The 2,811-nt window shown below is 70.8% G+C and carries 3 protein-coding genes and 1 pseudogene; all 4 read right to left on the reverse strand.

Annotated elements, in window-relative coordinates; translation table 11 throughout:
- Positions 1–252: pseudogene (locus C1I95_RS33135) on the reverse strand (GNAT family N-acetyltransferase); the annotation flags it as partial.
- A 13-nt stretch (positions 253–265) separates the two neighbouring features.
- Positions 266–1,759, reverse strand: a complete 1,494-nt coding sequence (locus C1I95_RS33140) for an APC family permease (protein ID WP_111219967.1) — start codon at positions 1,757–1,759, stop codon at positions 266–268.
- Between the two features lie 88 nt (positions 1,760–1,847).
- Entirely contained in the window at positions 1,848–2,579 is a 732-nt protein-coding gene (locus C1I95_RS33145) for a GOLPH3/VPS74 family protein (RefSeq protein WP_111219969.1), read from the reverse strand.
- Positions 2,576–2,811, reverse strand: a 236-nt coding sequence (locus C1I95_RS33150) for a hypothetical protein (RefSeq protein WP_233514042.1), incomplete at its 5' end; no start/stop codon positions are given. The genes C1I95_RS33145 and C1I95_RS33150, both read right to left, overlap by 4 nt.

The following is a 2,811-nucleotide window of genomic DNA, read 5'->3' on the forward strand; positions in this document are numbered from 1 at the left end:
GGGTTCGAGGCGGGGGTACCAGATCGCGACGGCCGTCTGGTCGGAGGTGGTGTGGACCTGCCCGTGTTGCAGGCCGTGGTAGAGCGCGTCGCGGAAGTACCGGTAGTAGACGGTGCGTCGCTCGTCGGGGTCGGGGATCAGCCAGTCGGCGAGGGGCCCTTCGTGGAACGCTTCGGCGAGTACGGCGATCAGCGGCCCGGCGTCCGCCTTGGTGGCGGGGCGGACGAGCAGGTTGTTGTTCGTGACGGTCACGGCGGCTCCATGGTCAGGCGGGTTGGCGGACGGTGTCGGGGGCGCGTAGCGGCCCGGTGTCGCTGTCCGCGCCCAGCCCGACCGCCGCGTACACGTCGGGGTTGGTGGTGCGCAGGAGCAGCGCCCAGGCGATGCCGAGGAGCGCGGCGGCGGCGTATGCGGCGGGGAACGCCCAGCGCAACGGCGAGTCTGACGCCACGCCGAGGAGGGTCGCGAACTCGCGCAGGGTCACGGTGAGGATCCCGCTGAGCGCGAGCGTGGCGGCTCCTGGTGCGATCAGCGACCGCCATGGGCCTTCGGTGTGGGTGGTCCGGGCGAAGAAGCCGATCACTGCGGCGGACGTGACGGTCATCAGGATGAGGACGCCGAGACCTCCGGTGACGGTGATCCAGAAGAACAGGTGCACGATCGGGTCCGCCCCGGCGAGGGCGTAGCCGACAAGCACCGCGAAGGCGAGCCCACTCTGGACGAGGGAGCCGACCTTGGGTGCGCCGGTGCGGCGGCTGGTGCGGCCGAACACGGCGGGTAGCACCCGTTCCCGGCCGAGGGCGAACAGGTACCGGGCGACGGTGTGGTGGAAGCTGAGCAGCGCCGCGAACAGCGAGGTGATGAACAGGACCCGCGCGATGGTGATGACGCTGTCGGCCAGGTACGGCGACACCAGGTTGAAGATCAGATCGGTGCCGTCGGCGCGGGCGGCGTCAACGATGCGGTCCGGGCCGGTGGCCACGGACATCGCCCACGCGGAGAGTCCATACAGCAGGCCGGTCACCGCGACGGCGATGTAGGTGGCGCGGGCGATCGTGCGGCGAGGATCCTTCGTCTCTTCGGAGAACACGACGGTGCCTTCGAAGCCGACGAACCCGGTGATCGCCGTGACCAGCGCCGCGCCAATGCCAGCGGCGAACACGTGGGACGGGGCGAGGGTGTCGAAGCTGATGCTCCCGTCGGCCGGGTGGGTCACCATGATGGCGTCGAAGGTCAACGCGACGACGCATTCGGCGACGAGCACGACCGCGAGGACGCGCCCGTTGAGGTCGATCCGGGCGACCCCGAGGGCCGCGACGACGGCCCACACGGCGAGGGCGCACATCCACCAGGTCAGCTGCCAGCCGTACCGGTCGTTGAGGAACTGCGCGGTGACCGCACCGGCCCCGCCGTAGAGCCCGATCTGCATCGCGTTATAGGCCAGCAGCGCGACCATGGCGGCGCCGACGCCGGCCGGGCGGCCGAGTCCCCGGGTGACGTACGTGTAGAAGGCGCCCGCGTTGACGATCCGGCGGGACATGGCCACGTAGCCGACCGCGAACAGGGCGAGCACGGCCGCGACGACCAGGTAGGACACGGGGATGCCGGTGACGCCGGTGACCGCGTATCCGGTGGTCGCGCCGCCCGCGACGACGGTGAGCGGTGCGGCGGCGGCGATGACGAAGAACACCACCGACGGGATGCCGAGCCGTCCTCGCGCGAGGACGGCGGAGACGGTGTCGGGTCTCGTGTGGGACATCAGTTCTCTTTCCGCAAGAGGGTGAACTGGGATTGGCGGTTGCCCGGCGCGATTGCGCCGGGTCAGCGGTGGCGGTGGGTGCGGTGGTTCAGGTGGTGCGGTGGCTCAGCACGGCACCGCCGACGACGGCACCGAGGTCGGCGAGCAGGTCCCGCAGCGGCGGATGCGCCTGCTCGACCTGCTGACGCAGGAACGCGCGAGCCGCCAGCGGAGCACCGTCGAGCAGGACCGGATCGAGCTGGGTGTGCAGCGCCAGCCCCGCGAGGGCCACGTCGAAGGCGTTGAGTCGCTGGTAGTTGCGCAACTGGAAGGAGAGCCGGGCCCACGACCAGGCGGCGGTGTTCATGTCCGCCGGCACGTAGGCCGTGCGTTGCCGCCACCACCGGCCGACCTGGTGTTGACGGAGGAGCCCGAGCTGCCACATCCGGGTCGCCACCTGCTCGTAGGCGGTAGTGGCGAGGAACGCCAACCAGGTCCGAGTCGCGGTGTGACGCGGCTCGGCCACGAGGCGGTCAAGGACGAGATGTTGCAGCCAGTCCTGCGGCGGGAACCCGTTGGTCACCCGCACGTCGCGGCCTTCGAAGGTGACCCGGCCTTCCTGGTACAGCTCGACCAGCAGCGCAGCGGCCAGACCGTGCGCCGTCGCGGACTCGAAGAGACGTGGACGGCCGGTCTGGTCGTCGTGCGCCAGGTAGAAGAACTCGTCGGCGAGACGCATGGTGTACGCGGCGGCGCTACCAACGGCCCGTACCGGCCGGCTCGGTGTCGGATGCTCGCGCAGGTGTGGGGCGTACTCGCCGCCGTGGGGTGTGCTGTTCACCGCGGCTGGCCTTCCTCGGTCGAATCGTCGATGGGAAACCCGAGCTGGCGCAGGAACACCCGGCCGCCCCGATGGCGGCCCAGCTCCTCGACCGCCCAGGTGTGTTGCCCGCAGCCGCCGTCGCCACAGTGGAAACAGGTCCCGCCGTCGCGGTGCTGGAGCACGGTGTTACGCGCGGACTCGAAGCGGTCCACGGCCCGGTCGCTCTCGTCGGAGCCGCTCACGGCACCTG

Source organism: Micromonospora craterilacus (genome assembly GCF_003236315.1).
In the GTDB taxonomy this organism is placed as follows: Bacteria; Actinomycetota; Actinomycetes; order Mycobacteriales; family Micromonosporaceae; genus Micromonospora; species Micromonospora craterilacus.

Bases quoted from the DNA above. Each gene is read 5' to 3' on its own strand.
- C1I95_RS33140 (WP_111219967.1), bottom strand. From the start codon at position 1,759: ATGTCCCACACGAGACCCGACACCGTCTCCGCCGTCCTCGCGCGAGGA.